The organism is Pseudomonas sp. LBUM1659 (assembly GCF_059716045.1).
In genome coordinates this window covers 511076-525702 of record NZ_CP166797.1, presented here as the reverse complement: position 1 = coordinate 525702, position 14627 = coordinate 511076, and the positions used below count along the sequence as shown (strand labels likewise).

8 protein-coding genes are annotated in these 14627 nt (G+C 59.7%); 5 read left to right on the top strand and 3 right to left on the bottom strand.

The features are described 5' to 3' along the window. From waaF to ACA048_RS02365, 3 genes are all read right to left on the bottom strand, one after another. Positions 1-1035 (bottom strand): lipopolysaccharide heptosyltransferase II, encoded by a 1035-nt coding sequence (waaF, locus tag ACA048_RS02375; RefSeq protein ID WP_497627781.1) that lies wholly within the window; start codon positions 1033-1035, stop codon positions 1-3. Between the two features lie 194 nt (positions 1036-1229). Next, positions 1230-4169: a bifunctional [glutamate--ammonia ligase]-adenylyl-L-tyrosine phosphorylase/[glutamate--ammonia-ligase] adenylyltransferase gene (gene glnE / locus ACA048_RS02370; RefSeq protein ID WP_497627780.1), complete on the bottom strand. Its 2940-nt coding sequence runs from the start codon at positions 4167-4169 to the stop codon at positions 1230-1232. Then, entirely contained in the window at positions 4166-4558 is a 393-nt protein-coding gene (locus ACA048_RS02365; RefSeq protein WP_497627779.1) for a hypothetical protein, read from the bottom strand. Before ACA048_RS02365 ends, glnE begins: the two co-directional genes overlap by 4 nt. Between ACA048_RS02365 and aceE the strand changes: the two genes are divergently transcribed. The 5 genes from aceE to msrA all read left to right on the top strand — a co-directional run bounded on the left by aceE (position 4553) and on the right by msrA (position 14560). Beyond that, positions 4553-7198, top strand: a complete 2646-nt coding sequence (gene aceE, locus ACA048_RS02360) for a pyruvate dehydrogenase (acetyl-transferring), homodimeric type (RefSeq protein WP_497627778.1) — start codon at positions 4553-4555, stop codon at positions 7196-7198. The genes ACA048_RS02365 and aceE overlap by 6 nt on opposite strands. 11 nt (positions 7199-7209) lie before the next feature. Continuing rightward, positions 7210-9162 carry a dihydrolipoyllysine-residue acetyltransferase gene (gene aceF, locus ACA048_RS02355; protein WP_497627777.1) on the top strand — a complete coding sequence of 651 codons (1953 nt, stop codon included), beginning with the start codon at positions 7210-7212 and terminating at the stop codon, positions 9160-9162. Positions 9163-9431: 269 nt separating this feature from the next. Next, positions 9432-10826: an alkaline phosphatase D family protein gene (locus tag ACA048_RS02350; protein ID WP_497627776.1), complete on the top strand. Its 1395-nt coding sequence runs from the start codon at positions 9432-9434 to the stop codon at positions 10824-10826. Positions 10827-11018: 192 nt separating this feature from the next. Continuing rightward, the gene (locus ACA048_RS02345; protein ID WP_497627775.1) at positions 11019-13706 is read left to right on the top strand and encodes a putative bifunctional diguanylate cyclase/phosphodiesterase; all 2688 of its coding nucleotides are present in this window, start codon (positions 11019-11021) and stop codon (positions 13704-13706) included. 206 nt (positions 13707-13912) lie between these two features. Then, positions 13913-14560, top strand: a complete 648-nt coding sequence (msrA, locus tag ACA048_RS02340; protein WP_497627774.1) for a peptide-methionine (S)-S-oxide reductase MsrA — start codon at positions 13913-13915, stop codon at positions 14558-14560. Positions 14561-14627 lie beyond the last annotated feature (67 nt).

Genomic DNA, 14627 nt, shown 5'->3' with positions numbered 1-14627 from the left:
CTATTTGACCTCGACCACAGTGCCCTGCAACCGCTGCAAGGCTTCGTTCACTGCTTGCGGCATGAGCTGGCGCAAGCAGTTGTAATGACCGAAACGGCACGTGCGATCGAAGCATGGGCTGCATTCGATGCCCAGGCGCACCACTTCTACGTGCTCGGCCAACGGCGGGGTGAAACCCGGCGACGTCGAGCCATAGACCGCCACCAACGGGCGGTTCAACGCGGCAGCGACGTGCATCAGGCCGGAGTCGTTGGACACTACCGCGTCGGCGCAGGACATCAGATCAATGGCTTCGGCCAGCGAGGTGCCGCCGCTAAGGTTGACCGCCTCTTCACGCAGACCGGGAATCAGCCGAGCGCGGATGTCTTCGCCCACGGCGTGATCGTTTTTCGACCCGAACAACCAGACTTGCCAACCTTCGCGAATCTTCGCTTCGGCGACCTTGGCGTAATGCTCGGACGGCCAGCGCTTGGCCTCACCGAACTCCGCGCCGGGGCACAGCGCCAACACCGGACGGTCGAGGGCAAGGCCGAATTTAGCCAGCGCCGCTTCACGGGTGACCGGGTCGATTTGCAAAGTCGGGCGTGGATAAGGGGTCGGCAGTTCGGCGCCGGGCTCGTACGCCAGGGCCATGAAACGCTCGATCATCAGCGGATAACGTTCTTTATCCAGCGTGCGCACGTCATTGAGCAGGCCGTAGCGGAACTCGCCACGCCAGCCGGTGCGTTTCGGGATGCCGGCGAAGAATGGCACCAGCGCCGACTTCAGCGAATTGGGCAACAAAATCGCCTGGTCGTACTGGCCGGCCAGGGATTTACCGATGCGCCGACGGGTCGCCAGCTCCAAAGCACCGTGGCCGAGCGGAAAGCTCAAGGCCTGCCGGACTTCGGGCATGCGCTCCAGGATCGGCCGGCTCCACTCGGGGGCCAGGACGTCGATTTCGCATTGCGGGTGGCGCTGCTTGAGACCCTGAAACAGTGTCTGCGCCATCACCATGTCACCGACCCAACTGGGCCCAACGATCAGAATTTTCATGTGGTTTCCAAAAACGAACCGGGGAGGCATACGCCTCCCCCGCCTCGAGAATTCTACAAAACACTGCAGATCTACTGTAGGAGTGAGCCTGCTCGCGATGAGGCCGTCATTCCAACATTAATGGCGACTGACACTCCGCTATCGCGAGCAGGCTCGCTCCTACATTGGGTATTGAGTGTTGCAACTATCCTGTTTCAGCTTAATCCCAGCTCGCGCCAGATCCGCACTACCTGTCGCCGTTCGTCCGCGAACTGGTCGCCTGGTATCACCCCGGCGTCCTTCTGCAAGGCCTGCCGGTGAGCGGCGGAGCGGTAGGCTTTATAGGCCTCGCGCAGCAAGTTGGCGTCTTCGACGGGCATCAGCCCTTCGTGTTCCAACTCTTCCAGAATGCGGATGTTGTCGGTCCAGCGCAGCAATGACGGGCACGTTTGGGACCACGCCAGGGCCGCGTATTGCACCATAAATTCAATATCGACGATACCTCCGGCGTCCTGCTTGAGATCGAACGGCGCCGTGGCTTCGAAGGCATTTGCCCCGGTCCCGGCCGTCGTACTCTTAGTGCCAAGGTTATCGCGCATCTTCGCGCGCATCTCACTGACCTCCTGGCGCAGGGTCGCCAGGTCTCGCTTCTTGCCCAGTATCGCCGCGCGAACCTGCTCGAATGCCCGACCGACATCCTCGCTGCCCACCAGCACCCGCGCCCGTACCAGCGCCTGATGCTCCCAGGTCCAGGCATCTCCCTCCTGATAACGGGCAAATGCACCGAGCGAACTCACCAGCAACCCCGATGCGCCCGAAGGTCGCAAGCGCATGTCCACTTCATACAGCTGACCGGAGTTGGTCTGGGCCGTGAGCAAGTGAATGATCCGCTGCCCGAGCCGGGTGAAAAATTGCGCACCATCGATCGGTTTCGGTCCGTCCGTTTCTGCCACAGGATCGCCATCATGGATAAACACCAGATCAAGGTCCGAAACATGTCCGAGTTCCAGCCCGCCGACTTTCCCATAACCGACAATGATGAAGCCGGGATCGCACAACTTACCGTCAGTGCGCAATGGCGTGCCGTACTTGGCCACAGTCTGGCGCCAGGCCAGGGCCAACACTTGTTCAAGAATCGCTTCGGCGAGCCAGGTCAGGTAATCGCTGACTTTCATCAGCGGCAGGCTGCCGGCGATTTCCGAAGCAGCGACCCGCAAGCGGTGCGCCAGTTTGAAATGACGCAGGGCTTCCATCTGCTGTTCGAGGTCGTCCTCGGGAATCCGCATCAGACGTTCGCGTAATTCGGCGGTCAGTTCCGGCGCCAGGGGGGGCTTGAATAGCCGGCCTTCGTTGAGCAATTCGTCGAGCAGCAGCGGGAAACGGGTGATCTGCTCGGCGATCCACGGGCTCGCGGCGCACAAGGTCAATAAACGCCGCAGCGCGCCGGGGTTTTCGGTCAGCAACACCAGATACGCAGATCGACGGGCCACGGCTTCAACCAGCGGCAGCACGCGCTCCAGCACCAGATCGGGATTGGCATGCTCGACGGCCTGCGCCAGCAAGCGCGGAATAAAGGCATCAAGGCGCTCACGCCCCAAACGCTGCATCGCCCGAAGTTGCGGACTGCCGCGCAAACCGGCCAAGGCTTTCAGGGCCTTGGTAGCCTCCTTGAAACCAGCCTCTTCCAACTGACGGCAAGCCGCTTCTTCGTCTTGAGCTTCTTCCCACAGCGGCAACCATTCCCCACCCACCACCACTTCGCTTTCCGTGCCTTCTTCTTCGTCGGGATCGGCGATCACCTGAGCGAAGTGCCAGGCCACGCGGCCACGCCAATACATCAGCCGCTCATGGAAAGCGTCCCAGTCGGCAAAACCCAACATAAAGGCGATGCGCGCCTGATCTTCCGCGCCATCGGGCAACATCTGGGTCTGGCGGTCGGCAATCGCCTGGATCGCGTGTTCGGTGTAACGCAGGAATTCGTAACCTTCGCGCAACTCGCTGATCACCGCCGGCGGCAGATAGCCTTGCCCTTCCAGCGTGTTCAGTACTTTTAATAGAGGGCGTTGTTGCAGGCTCAAGTCGCGACCGCCGTGGATCAGCTGAAAGGCCTGGGCGATGAATTCGACTTCGCGGATGCCGCCGGAGCCGAGCTTGATGTTGTCGGCCATGCCTTTGCGCCGAACTTCCTGTTGGATCAACTGCTTCATGGTGCGCAGCGCTTCGATTGCCGAGAAGTCCAGGTAACGCCGGTAAACGAACGGGCGCAGCATGTCCTGCAATTGCGCGCCGGTCACTTGATCGCCCGCCACCACCCGCGACTTGATCATCGCGTAGCGCTCCCAGTCACGGCCCTGATCCTGGTAATACTGCTCCAGCGCATTGAAGCTCAGGACCAATGCACCGGACGAACCGTACGGCCGCAACCGCATGTCGACGCGGAACACGAAGCCATCGACGGTCATCGGGTCCAGCGCCTTGATCAGGCGTTGGCCCAGACGAATGAAGAACTCCTGATTATCCAGCGAGCGCTTCACGCCGACGGTTTCGCCGCCCTCGGGGTAAGCGAAGATCAGGTCGATATCTGACGAAAGATTGAGCTCCACGGCGCCCAGTTTGCCCATGCCGAGGACGACCATCTGCTGCGGTTCGCCACTGCGCCGGCCAGTCGGCACGCCGAACTGCTGGCAATGACGCGAGTACAACCACTGATAGGCCTGATCGATGCTCGCATCGGCCATGTCCGAGAGGTCGCGGCAGGTCTGGACCAGGTCGGCCTGACGGGTCAGGTCGCGCCAGATGATCCGCACTTGCTGGCGGGTGCGCTGACGACGCAGGGCGCGGCCGAGTTCGTCTTCGGTTTGCGCCGCATCCACCGCCGCCGCAATCTGCCCGCACAACTCGCCGGGGGCGAAACTACGGTCCAGTTCACCGGACTGCACCAGCGCCAGCAACATCAAAGGGTCACGCACACTTTGTTCAGTCACGAAGTCGCTGGACGCAGTGACGCGGGCAAATTGTGCCCAGCGTTCAGGCGTCCAGGCCGACAGGCCATGGTGGTCTTCAAGTGCCGCAACCGCGGTACGGAACGACTGCTCGGCGCGGGTGACAAACGGCAGAAGAATGCCGGGCAGTTCGGCAAGCGTAGGGAGGCTCATGGTCTATCCTTGATCGGCGTAGAGACGCCTGCATGTAGTGATTTGTGAAAACCCACTACCTGAAGGACTGTCGAACAAAAGTTAGAAATAGCTGAAAATTCTTTATTTTTGGCAGCAAACATCAAGCTTTCACCTTTTGTGGTTGGCAAAAGACCAACCTTAACGATTATTCTCACAACGCAGCCGGAGGCCACAAGCCATTCATCTGTAGTTTTACTACTCGTATATACATTCGAAAGGCTGAAATGCCCGATGATTTGTAGTAAAACTACACGCCGCCGGAACAACCTCTCGGCAATCCAAGAATTTATATCGTCTGCCCACAAGGCCAGTCGCAAACTCAGGCAACCGATTCTGGAAGCCTTTCCGCCCTGGAGCAAGCCATGCAAGACCTCGATCCCGTCGAAACCCAGGAATGGCTGGACGCCCTGGAATCGGTTCTCGACAAAGAAGGCGAAGACCGCGCTCACTATCTGATGACCCGTATGGGCGAATTGGCGACCCGTAGCGGCTCGCAACTGCCTTACGCCATCACCACGCCATACCGCAACACCATTCCCGTTACCCACGAAGCACGCATGCCTGGCGACCTGTTCATGGAACGCCGCATTCGCTCGTTGGTACGCTGGAACGCGATGGCCATGGTGATGCGTACGAACCTGAAAGATTCTGACCTGGGCGGTCACATCTCCAGCTTCGCCTCCAGCGCAACCCTGTATGACATTGGCTTCAACTATTTCTTCCAGGCGCCGACCGACGAACACGGCGGCGACCTGATCTACTTCCAGGGCCACACCTCGCCAGGCGTTTACGCCCGTGCATTCATGGAAGGCCGCATCACTGAAGACCAGATGAACAATTTCCGTCAGGAAGTTGATGGCAACGGTCTGTCGTCTTACCCGCACCCGTGGCTGATGCCTGATTTCTGGCAGTTCCCGACTGTATCCATGGGTCTGGGTCCGATCCAGGCGATCTACCAGGCACGTTTCATGAAGTACCTGGAAGCCCGTGGCTTCATTCCTGAAGGCAAGCAAAAAGTCTGGTGCTTCCTGGGCGACGGCGAGTGTGACGAGCCGGAATCCCTGGGCGCAATCTCGCTGGCTGGCCGCGAGAAGCTCGACAACCTGATCTTCGTCATCAACTGCAACCTGCAGCGCCTCGACGGCCCGGTTCGCGGCAACGGCAAGATCATCCAGGAACTCGAAGGCGTGTTCCGCGGTGCTCAGTGGAACGTGACCAAAGTCATCTGGGGCCGTTTCTGGGACCCACTGCTGGCCAAAGACGTCGACGGCATCCTGCAACGTCGCATGGACGAAGTCATCGACGGCGAGTACCAGAACTACAAAGCCAAAGACGGCGCGTTCGTGCGTGAACACTTCTTCAACTCGCCAGAACTCAAGGCGATGGTTGCCGATCTGTCCGACGACGAGATCTGGAAACTCAACCGTGGCGGCCACGACCCGTACAAGGTCTATGCGGCGTACCACGAAGCGGTCAACCACAAAGAACAACCGACTGTCATCCTGGCCAAGACCATCAAAGGTTATGGCACCGGTGCCGGCGAAGCGAAAAACACTGCGCACAACACCAAGAAAGTCGATGTCGACAGCCTGAAGTTGTTCCGCGATCGTTTCGACATTCCGGTCAAAGACGACGAGCTGGAAAACCTGCCGTTCTTCAAGCCGGAGCCAAACAGCGCCGAAGCCCGCTACCTGAGCGAGCGACGCACTGCACTGGGCGGTTTCGTGCCGCAGCGCCGCGCCAAGAGCTTCGACATTCCAACCCCGCCACTCGATACCCTCAAGGCTATCCTGGACGGCTCGGGCGACCGTGAAATTTCCACCACCATGGCCTTCGTGCGGATCCTCGCGCAGCTGGTCAAGGACAAGGAAATCGGCTCGCGCATCGTTCCGATCATTCCGGACGAAGCCCGTACCTTCGGTATGGAAGGCATGTTCCGTCAGTTGGGCATCTACTCGTCCGTCGGCCAGCTCTACGAGCCAGTCGATAAAGACCAGGTGATGTTCTACAAGGAAGACAAGAAGGGCCAGATCCTCGAAGAAGGCATCAACGAAGCGGGCGCCATGAGCTCCTTCATCGCCGCCGGTACTTCGTACTCCAGCCACAACCAGCCAATGCTGCCGTTCTACATCTTCTATTCGATGTTCGGCTTCCAGCGTATCGGCGACCTCGCCTGGGCCGCTGGCGACAGCCGTACCCGTGGCTTCCTGATCGGCGGCACCGCCGGCCGGACCACGCTGAACGGCGAAGGCCTGCAACACGAAGACGGCCACAGCCACATCCTGGCTGCCACCATCCCAAACTGCCGCACCTTTGATCCAACCTACGGCTACGAGCTGGCGGTGATCATCCAGGACGGCATGAAGAAGATGACCGAAGAGCAGCAGGACGTTTTCTACTACATCACCGTGATGAACGAGTCCTACCAGCAGCCAGCCATGCCGGCCGGTGTGGAAGAAGGCATCATCAAGGGCATGTACCTGCTCGAAGAAGACACCCGCGAAGCGGCGCACCACGTTCAGCTGATGGGCTCCGGCACCATCCTGCGTGAAGTCCGTGAAGCGGCGAAGATTCTGCGTGAAGAGTTCAATGTCGGCGCTGACGTGTGGAGCGTTACCAGCTTCAACGAACTGCGTCGCGACGGCCTGGCCGTCGAGCGCACCAACCGTCTGCACCCGGGCCAGAAGCCTAAACTGAGCTTCGTCGAAGAGTGCCTGAACGGCCGTAAAGGTCCGGTCATTGCTTCTACCGACTACATGAAGTTGTTCGCTGAGCAAATTCGTCAGTGGGTCCCGTCCAAGGAATTCAAAGTCCTGGGCACCGACGGTTTCGGCCGCAGCGACAGCCGCAAGAAACTGCGTCATTTCTTCGAAGTCGACCGTCATTTCGTGGTGTTGGCAGCCCTGGAAGCACTGGCTGACCGTGGTGACATCGAACCTAAGGTCGTGGCTGAAGCCATCACCAAGTTCGGTATCAACCCGGAAAAACTCAACCCACTGGACTGCTGAGGAGAGATTCTGTGAGCGAACTCATTCGCGTACCTGACATCGGCAGCGGTGAAGGTGAAGTAATTGAACTGTTTGTGAAGGTCGGCGACCGTGTCGAAGCCGACCAGAGCATCCTGACGCTGGAGTCGGACAAGGCGAGCATGGAAATTCCTGCGCCTAAAGCCGGCATCGTCAAAAGCCTGAAAGTGAAGCTGGGCGATCGTCTGAAAGAAGGCGACGAATTGCTGGAGCTGGAAGTCGAAGGTGCCGCTACTGCGGCCCCTGCGGCTGCCGCTGCGCCGGCTGCAAAAGCTGAAGCGAAACCGGCTGCTCCTGCTGCCGCCGCCGCTCCAGCTGCTGCGCCGGCTGCCGCTTCGGTTCAGCAAGTGCACGTGCCGGACATCGGTTCCGCGGGCAAGGCTCAGATCATCGAGATCCAGGTCAAGGTCGGCGACACCGTCGAGGCTGATCAATCCTTGATCACCCTGGAATCCGACAAGGCCAGCATGGAAATCCCTTCGCCCGCCGCTGGCGTGGTCAAGGCCATCAGCGTCAAGCTCAACGACGAAGTCGGCACCGGCGACCTGATTCTGGATCTGGAAGTGGCAGGTGTTGCTGCACCGGCTGCCGCGCCAGCTCAAGCTGCTGCACCGGCCGCCGCAGCTCCTGCGCCAGCCGCTGCAGCTCCGTCTGCTCCAGTGGCCGACAGCGTTCAGGACATCCACGTTCCGGACATCGGTTCGGCGGGCAAGGCCAAGATCATCGAAGTCCTGGTCAAGGCCGGCGACACCGTCGTAGCCGACCAGTCGCTGATCACCCTGGAATCCGACAAGGCGAGCATGGAAATCCCGTCGCCTGCCGCTGGCGTGGTGGAAAGCGTTTCCATCAAGCTGGATGACGAAGTCGGTACCGGCGACCTGATCCTCAAGCTGAAAGTCAAAGGCGCTGCGCCTGCTGCCGCCCCGGCTCCGGCCGCGGCTGCACCGAGTGCTCCTGCCCCAGCCGCTGCGGCACCTGCTGCTCCGGCAGCTGCCGCACCTGCCGCTGCACCGGCCAAGCCGGGCGCCAAGGTTCACGCTGGCCCGGCAGTACGCCAACTGGCTCGTGAATTCGGTGTTGAGCTGAACGCCGTCGGCGCCAGTGGCCCGCACGGTCGCATCCTCAAAGAAGACGTGCAGGTTTACGTCAAAGCGATGATGCAGAAGGCCAAGGAAGCACCGGCCGCTGCTGCCGGCGCAACCGGCGGCGCGGGCATCCCGCCGATTCCGGTCGTGGACTTCAGCCGCTTCGGTGAAACCGAAGAAGTGCCGATGACTCGCCTGATGCAAATCGGCGCGTCGAGCCTGCATCGCAGCTGGCTGAACATTCCGCACGTGACTCAGTTCGATTCGGCTGATATCACCGAGCTGGAAGCGTTCCGTATCGCTCAGAAAGCCGTTGCAGAGAAGGCCGGCGTCAAGCTGACCATCCTGCCGCTGCTGCTCAAGTCCTGCGCGCATTTGCTCAAGGAACTGCCGGACTTCAACAGCTCGCTGGCACCCAGCGGCAAAGCGATTATCCGCAAGAAGTACGTGAACATCGGCTTCGCCGTCGACACCCCTGAAGGCCTGCTGGTACCGGTCATCAAGAACGTCGACCAGAAGAGCCTGTTGCAACTGGCAGCCGAAGCCGCTGCGCTGGCTGCCAAAGCCCGCGACAAAAAGCTTACCGCTGACGATATGCAGGGCGCCTGCTTCACCATTTCCAGCCTCGGCCACATTGGCGGCACCGGCTTCACGCCGATCGTCAACGCGCCGGAAGTGGCGATCCTCGGTGTTTCCAAGGCAACCATCCAGCCAGTCTGGGACGGCAAAGCCTTCCAGCCGAAACTGATGCTGCCGCTGTCGCTGTCCTACGATCACCGTGTGATCAACGGCGCCGCTGCTGCACGCTTCACCCAGCGCCTGAGCAGCCTGCTGGCGGACATCCGCACCATCCTGCTGTAACACCGGCCGGCCCTCCCTCACCGGAGGGCCGTTCGCGTTCGACGATTTCCGAGCGCCACGCTCGTACCTCAACCCCGCCAATTTGGCGGGGCTTTTTTTGCCTTGAATAAAGTTTTTCCTACATTCGTGGCTGATATTGCCCACAACGCAAGTCCACTTCGTCCCGATATTTTTTGCGAGCCAATAACTACGCTTAGTCCGACTGATATTTAATAAAACTGCATCAGTCATTTCTGCTTAGTTAGCAATTACTTCGAATGGATTCGAACATGTTAAAACCGACTGTCGGCCCGATTATTGGCCACACCACAACTAATCACGCGCGCATTTTTCTGCGCGGCGAACTTCAAGATAACTCAGTGGTATTTGCAGGTATTCGTTATCGGCGCCTGGGCGAAGAGCGTTGGTCCCGAGGCGTGTTTGTAAAACTGACGGTCTTGCGCGACATGTCCGATGTGATTGCGCTCAATGAGCTGTCCAGCGACACCGTGTATGAATATCAGGCCGGCTGGTTCAGCCCGATGAGCCCGGTGCATACCGTGGAGACGGTGCAGGAGCTACTGCTGCAATGGCCACGGGAGATTTACCGGTTCCGCACCCGCTCCAGCAAGGCCACCACGCCACGGGCGTACATAATCGGTTCGTGTCGCTACTTGCGCATGACCGCAGGCATACCGTCGGCACCGCAACGGGGTGACCGGATTTTTGCTTCGATCTCCGATCTGGCGCAGCAGGCAGACCCGCCTGTCAGCGCGATGTTAATGACCGGCGACCAAATTTATGTCGACGACCTGAACCTCATTGCTCCCGACCGGGAATACAAGGAAATACTCAGCAAGTATCGCGCAGCTTTTTCCCAGCCGAACATCACAAAGTTAATGTCCAACCTGTCGACTTACATGATCCTCGACGACCATGAAATAGAAGACAACTGGCCAGCCAACGAAAGCAAGGGCGATGCTTACTTATACAAAAACGCCATCGCGGCCTATGAGCTATATCAAGCCAGCCACAGTCCGGCGCATGAACTTTTAGCCAACGGGCAAACAAGCAGAAAACTTGAACAGTATTGGTATCAGTTCGCCGAAGGCGATATTGAATGGTTTGTCACCGACAGCCGCACTCGACGCAATCTATCGGCCGATGATCGCCGTATCCTCGACGAAGAGCAGGAACAGGCACTGCTCACATGGCTGATCCACAGCCCGGCAAGGGTCAAATTCGTGGTCACCAGCGTGATGTTCTACCCCGACCGCAAAATTCAGGGCGATGACGCCTGGAAAGCCTTTCCGGAACAACGCCTACGGTTGTTGGAAACGATCCGTACGCAGCGCATCAAGAACGTTGTCTTCATTTCCGGCGACGTCCACGGCTCCCTGACCAGCCGCCTGACCCACAGCGAAGACCCGGACTTCGAGGTGCACACCATCGTCTCCTCGCCACTGTGCAACAGCAAACTGCTGCCGTACGCCAAGGCCACCACGTTCATCCTGGATCAGTCGTTGGCGCAAACGACTGCGGGAGAGTATCGGCATGAACTGACCAGCAACGTGGTCAGCCAGGACAATTTCGCCCACCTGGTCGTTGACGGGGAGCAGATTCAGGTCAATTACCATGATCGGGACGGCAAGCCATTACAAACGGTCAACATCGCGCTGCACTAAGGCGAAGAAGGCCAAATGCATTGGTTTTTAGCCGGAGCTGGAGAAAACTTCACGCCTGCCGACATATTCTTATAGCACTTGGCCTTCATGTCTCTTGTCAGTCGGGGCCGCAATGATGCAACCTTGCCGCTGACAACAGTTAAGAGGGCGAGAGCCCGGCGCGCCCAGCACATTCGAAGCGAGTTTCCCTCAATGAAAAGCCAACCCGATGCCGCCAGCCGTATGGCGGCCGAGGTAGTGACGCAGTTGCCTGTGCCCTCGCGGCTCGGCATGCTGCGTTTCGAACGGCTTAATGAACCTAGCTGGGCGCTGCTGTTTCTGGATCCTAATTGCGAACGTCATTTCGGTCTGCCGGCCGTAGACCTGTGTGCGCTGGTCGACTCTCCCTATGCCAGCCTGATGGAGCCCGAAGCGCGCTATCAGCTGCATGACGCGGTCCAGCAGCAACTTACCGACAGTCCGAACTACCAGATCCGCTACACCTTGCACACCGCCTCCGGCGCCTTGAACCTGCTGGAACTGGGCGAAGCCTATAAACAGCACAATCGGCACCTGTTGCGCGGCTATCTGCTGGTGGTCGACGACCTGTTGGAAAGCAATCAGCTATTGCCCGACCTGGAAACCCAGAACTCGCGCCTGCAAATCGCCCTGGAACTCAATCAGCTCGCCCAGCAGGTACAACTGCAGCATCTGGAGCGGGTGCGCGCCCAGCAGGACCTGATCCTGTTGCTGACTCGCCAGCGCTACAGCAGCAACAATTCACTGCAAGAAGCCGCCGAACTGATCACCCGCAGCGCCTGCGATATCTACGAAATTGACTGTGCCAGCCTGTGGAACCTTGAAGGTTCGCTGCTGGTGCCGATTTCGGCCTATCACCGCGTCAACGGGGAATACCAGCTGCCGGAGCCGATCGACGTCAGCGGCTTCCCCGATTACCTCGAAGCCTTGCACGGCAGCCGCGCCATCGACGCCCATAACGCCATGCGTGACCCACGCACCCGGCACATGGCCGAGAGCCTGCGCCCGCGCGATGTGAACGCGATGCTCGACGCCAGCATCCGCGTCGACGGTCAGGTCGTTGGCGTGTTGTGCCTGGAGCAGACCGGTGCGACCCGTGCCTGGCAGTCGGACGAAATCGCGTTTGCCGGCGAGTTGGCGGATCAATTCGCCCAGGTCATCAACAACCACAACCGCCGCACAGCCACCAGCGCCCTGCACCTGTTCCAGCGTGCGGTCGAGCAAAGCGCCAACGCCTTTTTGCTGGTCAATTGCGATGGCGTGGTGGAGTACGTCAACCCGAGCTTCACCGCGATCACCCAGTACAGCACTGAAGAAGTCCACGGCCAGCGACTGTCGGAACTGCCGGCACTGGAGAACCTCAGCGAACTGCTGTTCGACGCGCCCTCGGCGCTGGCCAAGAGCAACAGCTGGCAGGGCGAGTTCAAGAGCCGACGCAAAAACCTCGAACCTTACTGGGGGCAGCTGTCGATCTCCAAGGTGTACGGCGATAACCGCGAGTTGACGCATTACATCGGCATTTACGAAGACATCACCCAGACCAAACTCGCCCAGCAGCGCATTGAGCGCCTGGCCTACACCGATAACCTGACCAACCTCGGCAACCGCCCGGCGTTCATCCGCAACCTCGACGAACGCTTCGCCCGAGACACCGACACCCCGATCATCCTGCTGCTGGTGGACATCGACAATTTCAAGCGGATCAACGACAGCCTCGGTCACCAGACCGGCGACAAACTGCTGATCAGCCTGGCCCGACGACTGCGCAACAGCCTGAGCCCGAGCGGCAGCCTGGCGCGTTTCGCCAGTAACGAATTCGCCGTGCTGCTGGACAACACCGACCTGCACACCGGCCAACAGGTCGCCCATCAGTTGTTGATGACCCTCGACAAGCCAATGTTCGTCGACAACCAACTGATCAGCGTCACCGGCTCCGTGGGCCTGGCCTGCGCGCCGCTGCACGGTCGTGATCCGCAAACCCTGATGCGCAACGCTGGTCTGGCGCTGCACAAGGCCAAGGCCAACGGCAAGCATCAGGTCCAGGTGTTCACCGAAGCGCTGAATGCCGAGGCCAGCTACAAGTTGTTCGTCGAGAACAACCTGCGCCGCGCCCTGACCCAGAACGAGCTGGACGTGTTCTACCAGCCCAAGCTCTGCCTGCGCAGCGGCCGCCTGCTGGGGATGGAAGCGCTGCTGCGCTGGAACCACCCGGACAAAGGCATGATCCGCCCGGACCAGTTCATCAGCGTCGCCGAAGAAACCGGCCTGATCATCCCGATCGGCAAATGGATCGCACGCCAGGCCTGTCGCATGAGCAAGGAACTGAGCGCCGCCGGCCTGGGCAATCTTCAAGTGGCGATCAACCTGTCGCCCAAGCAGTTCTCTGACCCGGATCTGGTGTCGTCCATCGCCAACATCCTCAAGGAAGAAGCGCTGCCGGCCAACCTGCTGGAACTGGAACTGACCGAAGGCCTGCTGCTGGAAGCCACCGAAGACACCCACTTGCAGCTCGACCAGCTCAAGCGTCTGGGCCTGACCCTGGCCATGGACGACTTCGGCACCGGTTACTCGTCGCTCAGCTATTTGAAAAAATTCCCGATCGACATCATCAAGATCGATCGCAGTTTCATCCACGAAATCCCCGACAATCAGGACGACATGGAAATCACCTCCGCGGTGATCGCCATGGCCCACAACCTGAAACTCAAGGTCGTGGCTGAAGGCATCGAAACCGCCGAGCAGCTTGCGTTCCTGCGCCGCCACCGCTGTGACGTCGGCCAGGGCTACCTGTTCGACCGCCCGATCCCCGGCGCGGAGCTGCTCGAAAAGCTCAAGCGCTATCCGCGTGGCCCGATTGCCTGACAGCACACCCCAAATCCCTGTGAAACACCCTAATCCCTGTAGGAGTGAGCCTGCTCGCGATCGCGGTGTATCAGTTACGTAGATTCTGACTGACACACCGCCATCGCGAGCAGGCTCACTCCTACAGAGGTAGTGCGTAACCGAAAGGGTTTGGGCAAACTGACGGTCTGATTCCCTACATCCCAACCTGACTGAGAGGACTGATCATGGTCTTGCGCTCGGAAATCCTGGTGAACAAAAACGTGCTTCCAACAAAAGAACAAGCTCTGCCTGGCCGCGAAACCCCAATGTCCCTGCCGGAAAAACATTTCGTCCACGACGCGCCATTGCTGGGCCCGTTCGTCACCGACGTGGATTTTGCGATCTTCGGCCTGGGTTGCTTTTGGGGGGCGGAACGTCGCTTCTGGCAACGTGAAGGCGTGGTCAGCACCGTGGTGGGTTACGCCGGCGGTTACACGCCGAACCCGACCTATGAAGAAGTCTGCTCAGGCCTGACCGGCCACAGCGAAGTCGTGCTCGTGGTCTACGAGCCGGCAAAAGTCAGCTACGACGAGCTGCTGAAGATGTTCTGGGAACTGCACAACCCGACTCAGGGCATGCGCCAGGGCAACGATATCGGTACTCAGTACCGCTCGGTGATCTACGCCACCAGCCCGGCGCAGTTGGCCGCCGCCGAACACAGCAAAGAAGTGTTCCAGGCCGAACTGACCAAGGCCGACAAAGGCACCATCACCACCGAAATCGACCAAGCCCCGACGGTTTACTTCGCCGAGGCTTATCACCAGCAGTACCTGGCCAAGAACCCTGAAGGGTATTGCGGGATTGGCGGCACAGGCGTGACCTGCCCGATCTGATCTGTTGACCTGATCGTTCCCACGCTCTGCGTGGGAATGCCTCAATGGACGCTCCGCGTCCGCTCTT